We start from the raw sequence: 4,269 nt of genomic DNA, 5'->3' as shown, positions 1-4,269 counted from the left end.
GTCTGTGCGCCGCCAGGGACTCGAACCCCGGACCCGCTGATTAAGAGTCAGCTGCTCTAACCAACTGAGCTAGCGGCGCCTGCTGACGTCGTAGACCTTAGCATCCTGATCGGCGGGAGGAAAAATCGATACCCGTACCTCTGCGGAGGCCTTAGCACGCACCGCCCGCACGCACGCCCAGAGCAGGACCTCGGGGCCCGGCAGCCAGGGCTGCCGGGTGTCGGGGGCGACCAGCCAGCGGGGCTCGGAGGCGGTGTTCGACGGGGTCAGGGGCGGGACGGTGACCGCGTCGCCCATGCCGTGGCAGAGCGGCGGCGGCACGGCGTCGCCCCACTCCTCCCAGTCGAGCAGCGACGGCAGACGCTGCGCCGTACCGGGCGCGGCGAACAGCATCATCCGGCCGCGGTGCATGGCCACCGGGCCGGAGCCGGGGCCCTCCGCCCACAACCGGTCGAGCATCCGCCGCCCGAAGATCGCGGGGACGTTCACCACGTCGAAGACCAGGCCGCAGGGCAGCACGGCGGGAGCGGTGGGCCGCGCCTCCCACTGTGCGAGCGCGGAGCGCGGATACGCCTCGGCGGAGGCAAGCCACCCGGCGCCGGGGGGCGTCACGCGGGCCGCCAGGTGCTCCCCGGCGTCGGGGAGGACGGAGGTCGGCAGGGACGGGTCTCGCAGCCATGCGGTCATGTCTCCAAGACTTACCCGCGGTGACACTGCAATTTCAGTGGGTTGACAGAAACGAGGACAGGGTGGGGCGGAGGGGAGTATCTTGCGCCCTCGGCATATGCGGGGTGATGTTGACGGGGGCGCTTGGGGCTGCCGGGGCGTGGTTCGTTTCCCGAGGCGGCGGGTACCGCGAGCAGGCCGGAGAGTGCCGCCGGCCCGTTACGTGATCGCGCCGCGGAGCAGGTCCGTGCCGAATTCGATCATCTTTCTGGCGTAGTCCTCCGTCCAGCCCGCGCGCTCGCCGATGTCCGCCGGGGTCAGGCGGTCGAAGCGGCGGGGGTCGGCGAGCTGGGCCGCCGCGATGGCCTGGAACTCGACCGCGCGGTCCGTTGCCGCGCGGAACGCCAGCGCCAGTTCCGTCGAGCGCGTCAGCAGCTCGCGCGGATCGTCCATGGACTCCAGGTCGAAGAAGTGCTCGGGGTCGGCGGCAGCTTCCGACGGCTCGAAGACCAGCGGGGCCGGCCGCAACCTGCGCTCGGTCGTCCGCTCGGGTTCCGCCATGTCCGTACTCCTCCTCGATTCACGGCCCGTGCCTTTGGGCCGCCATCCATTGTCCCGCTCCGCGCAAGACCGCCTCACGGCTGCCAGGCGACGCGGTGTTCGGCCAGATGGGAGAGGACCGCGTGGTTCGCCTCCCACCCGTCCGGGAACTTCACGGTCACACCCAGCTGCACCGGCTCCGTCGAGGGGTGCTCGTCCAGAAGGTCACCCACGCCTTCCCGGCACACGACGATGCATGCGTGCCGGTGGCGAGAGGCGAGGACGCACAGGCGGCCCGTCTCGAGGTGGAACGCCGTCGCGTCGGGGCGGCCCGACAGGGGGTGGAGTACGACGGTCACGTCGTACTCCCGGCCCTGGAGGCGGTTGGCGGTGTCGACCGTCACACCGGCGACGCCCAGGTCCGACAGCGCCGCCCGGACCGCCGCGGCCTGGTCGCGATGGGCCGTGCCGACCGCGATCCGGTCGGCGGTGAGCGGCACCGGGTCCTCCGCGCGCTCGGAGATCGCAGCGCCACCGCGGGTAAGGAGCCGCCGGACCACCAGGGCCACGGCCCGGACCGCCTCGGGATCGGTCCGCGGGGTGCGCCGCGCGGGGAGCTCGAGCAGCCCCCACCCGGACTCGGCCGCCTCGTCGAGCACCCGGTCCGGGCCCGAGCCGTCGGAGGGGACGCCGAAGGTGAGGCGCCGGTCGCCGGCGCCGGTGCCGCTGCGGAACGGCGTGTACGGATAGAACGCGTCGGACACCAGCGGCGCCGCCGACGCCGGCAGCCGCCAGGAGACAGGCAGCCGGTGCTGCGGCAGCTCGGGATTGTGGGCCAGCAGCGTGGACACCGCACTGGCCGACGGGTCGTACGACAGCCCGGCCCACTGCTCGGAACCGACGAGCGAGAACGGGTCCAGCTGGCCCGGGTCCCCCACGAACAGGGCCCGTTCGAAGAGTCCGGCGACGGCGAGCAACGCGTCGGAGCGCATCTGGTAGGCCTCGTCGACGATGGCGTGCCGCCAGGGCTCGACGCCTTGCACATGTGCCCACTTGGCAGCCGTGGAGATGACGACGTCCAGTCCGGCGAGGTCCCCCGCCTTCGCCGACTTGTGCACGTTGTCCAGGCCGTCGAGGGCCTTGTCGTAGGGATCGGAGTCGTTCGAATGGAGGCGGCCGACGGGGAGTTCGGGCTCCTTCTCCGCGAGCCGCAGGACCAGGTCGTCGACCTGTGCGTTGGTCTGCGCGACCACCATCAACGGCCGCCCGGCCGCGGCCAGTTCGAGCGCCGCGCGAACGACGAGTGTGGACTTGCCCGCGCCGGGAGGGGAGTCGACGACGACACCCCGGGCGGAGCCGTGGAGGGTGTCGTGCAGGATGGCGCCGGTGGCGCGCGCGGCCTCCGCGGCGGGATCGAACGTCACAGCAGGTCCTCCGGGGTGACGGCGTCGGGGATCTCGGCCACATCCGACCGCGGCGGACCGCCGTGCGTCCAGGGGGTCTCCTCCGGGTCGGGCAGCTTCGGCCCGCCCCGCTGGTCGTGCTCGAACAGCGTCCAGGCGATGACGTCTCCCTTCGCCGGCACGGACCCTTCCGCGGGCTCCTTGGACCGCCCCATCCGGTCGGTGACACGCAGCACCAGGGTGCCGTCGGCCTCGTACCGTACGAACTCCGCGGTCTGCGGCTTGCCTTCGAGGGAGCGGTAGACCTTGACCCCCTCGCCGAGGTGCGGGCTGTCGTCGGTGCGGACGGTGACCAGGGGGCGGGGACTCGGCCGCTTCGACTCCGACCAGGCCATTTCCACGTCGATCACCTCGGAGGCGAACGCCTCTCCCGCCAGGCGGCGGCCCGCCAGCACCAGTGGATCGTCCAGAGCCTCGTGCGCCTCGAGCTGCGCCTGGGCCGTTTCGCGGGCCGCGAGCTTCTGCGCGGCGGTCACGGCGTCGTCCCGCCTCGGCTGCGGCGGCTCCCCGGCGCGGACCCGGTCGCGGTGCGCCGTGAAGGACCAGCGGTCGCGGGTCCAGCGGTCGCCCACGCGGGCGCCCTCGGGGAGCTCGCGCAGGAGTCCGATGGCACGCCACACGGCATCCCAGGTGGGGCGCGTCAGGCCGAGGACCAGGCGCCGGATCTCGCTCTCGGCGCGGTGCAGCTCGCCGAGCCGTTCGTCGGCGCTCTCCCCGTCCTCGGCCGTTGCCAGCAGCTGACGGGCGCGGTCGTAACGCTCCATCGCGGGCGCAAGCAGCTTGTTGTCGAACGCCGGGTCGGTCGCCGGTCCCGCCGGCGGGCAGAGCAACTGCCCTTCCCGGTCGCGGCCGAGCTCCGCGCGCAGCGCCGCCTCCGCGCCCGATTCTCCCTCGGGCGGGTCGATCCAGGCGAGCAGAGCGCCGAGATGCTGGTCCTCCAGCGAGGACTGGCCGGTCGCCCAGTGACGGCCCAGCAGGTCGGTCGCGGCGAGCAGCAGCGAGGAGCCCGGCACACGGGCGCGCTCCCCGTAGTGCGTGAGCCAGCGGCCCAGCAGGGGAACCCGCGGCGGTGCCGGGTAGGGCGTGTCGGGGTCCTGCTCCGCCGTGCGCCGAAACCGCATCGAGCGCCCCAGCAGCCGTACGAACGCAACGCCCGCACGGCTCGGCACGATCAACTGGGGTGCGTCGGCGCACAGTTCGGCCTCGACGGTGACCTTCTTGCCGGTCTCGGCGCAGGTCTCCTTGCGCTCGACCAGCTCGACGTCGTCCCCGAACCCGTCCACATACGGCAAAACCACGTCGGCCAGCTCGGCCAGGAACGCCGAGCGCAGGTCCCGGTCGCGCGGCTGGGCGACGACCAGCAGCCGCGGCTCCTCGGCGCGGGTGCCGACGAGCGCGCCGAGCGGCGCACCCGCCTCGCCCGCGGTGGTCAGGGGTACGACGACGAGCGGTCGCTCCGAGAGGTGCCGGTGGCGGACGGTCGCGAGCGGCTGCGCCCGGCCCGTCTCGACGGCCTCCAGCCGGGCGAGGGTGGCGATCAGCGACATGCGCCCGCCCCCTGCTGCTCCCTGTCGGCGAGAGCGTCGCGCGGCGCAGCGGG

At 73.3% G+C, this 4,269-nt stretch carries 4 protein-coding genes and 1 tRNA gene; all 5 read right to left on the bottom strand.

All coding sequences use genetic code 11. The features are described from left to right. Positions 1 to 5: 5 nt before the first annotated feature. Positions 6 to 79, bottom strand: a tRNA-Lys gene (locus ABZ070_RS35570). Then, positions 70 to 687: a bifunctional DNA primase/polymerase gene (locus ABZ070_RS35565; protein WP_356640140.1), complete on the bottom strand. Its 618-nt coding sequence runs from the start codon at positions 685 to 687 to the stop codon at positions 70 to 72. Before ABZ070_RS35565 ends, ABZ070_RS35570 begins: the two co-directional genes overlap by 10 nt. A 198-nt stretch (positions 688 to 885) precedes the next feature. After that, positions 886 to 1,227 (bottom strand): hypothetical protein, encoded by a 342-nt coding sequence (locus ABZ070_RS35560; RefSeq protein WP_356640138.1) that lies wholly within the window; start codon positions 1,225 to 1,227, stop codon positions 886 to 888. A 74-nt stretch (positions 1,228 to 1,301) separates the two neighbouring features. Beyond that, the gene (locus ABZ070_RS35555; protein WP_356640136.1) at positions 1,302 to 2,630 is read right to left on the bottom strand and encodes an AAA domain-containing protein; all 1,329 of its coding nucleotides are present in this window, start codon (positions 2,628 to 2,630) and stop codon (positions 1,302 to 1,304) included. Further along, positions 2,627 to 4,216, bottom strand: a complete 1,590-nt coding sequence (locus tag ABZ070_RS35550; protein WP_356640134.1) for a hypothetical protein — start codon at positions 4,214 to 4,216, stop codon at positions 2,627 to 2,629. The genes ABZ070_RS35555 and ABZ070_RS35550 overlap by 4 nt, the downstream gene beginning before the upstream one ends. Positions 4,217 to 4,269 lie beyond the last annotated feature (53 nt).

This window comes from Streptomyces sp. NPDC006283 (assembly GCF_040613325.1).
Classification (GTDB): Bacteria; Actinomycetota; Actinomycetes; order Streptomycetales; family Streptomycetaceae; genus Streptomyces.
Note: the sequence above shows the minus strand (reverse complement) of the source record. Positions and strands in the feature narration are given on the sequence as shown.

Coding starts and splice junctions, on each gene's coding strand:
- ABZ070_RS35560 (WP_356640138.1), bottom strand. CDS start 1,227: ATGGCGGAACCCGAGCGGACGACCGAGCGCAGGTTGCGGCCGGCCCCG.
- ABZ070_RS35565 (WP_356640140.1), bottom strand. CDS start 687: ATGACCGCATGGCTGCGAGACCCGTCCCTGCCGACCTCCGTCCTCCCC.
- ABZ070_RS35550 (WP_356640134.1), bottom strand. CDS start 4,216: ATGTCGCTGATCGCCACCCTCGCCCGGCTGGAGGCCGTCGAGACGGGC.